This is a genomic window from Aquiflexum sp. TKW24L, assembly GCF_023502205.1.
Taxonomy (GTDB): Bacteria; Bacteroidota; Bacteroidia; order Cytophagales; family Cyclobacteriaceae; genus Cognataquiflexum.
The window spans coordinates 1-419 of record NZ_JAMFLG010000104.1 but is presented as its reverse complement, the minus strand read 5'-3'; the positions used below and the strand labels follow the sequence as shown (position 1 = coordinate 419).

Genomic DNA, 419 nt, shown 5'->3' with positions numbered 1-419 from the left:
AATGGCAGTACCAACCGGTTTGCCCTAGTTCCCCACAATCCCACTTTGGAAATTCCAAATGGCCTTAGCATCGCAGCATGGGTTAAACCCAACGTCCTGCACAGGGGTACCATTCTCAACAAGTCCGATGGCAACGGTTTTGAGTTTTGGCTCGACAACAACGGGCAGTTAGAATTCAGGCTCAACAGGGGCACTAACGGCAACACCTATTTGATAAGATCCAATTATAACTATAGCGGAGACTTAGGCAAATGGATCCATGTCGCCGCCACCTTCAATGGGACTGAAATTATCATCTATGTCAACGGTGTGGCGAACATTACAAAAACCTATGCTCCGTTTACGATCGGCACTACTTCGGGAAACCTTATCCTGGGTGCTTTGGGAACCGTCCAGCGCTTCAATGGAGGTCTGGATGA

At 48.4% G+C, this 419-nt stretch carries 1 protein-coding gene; it reads left to right on the top strand.

Going from position 1 to position 419, the window contains the following annotated elements; genetic code table 11:
- Window positions 1-419: LamG domain-containing protein (locus M3O96_RS21960; protein ID WP_249725501.1), on the top strand; the 419-nt coding region annotated here is incomplete at both ends.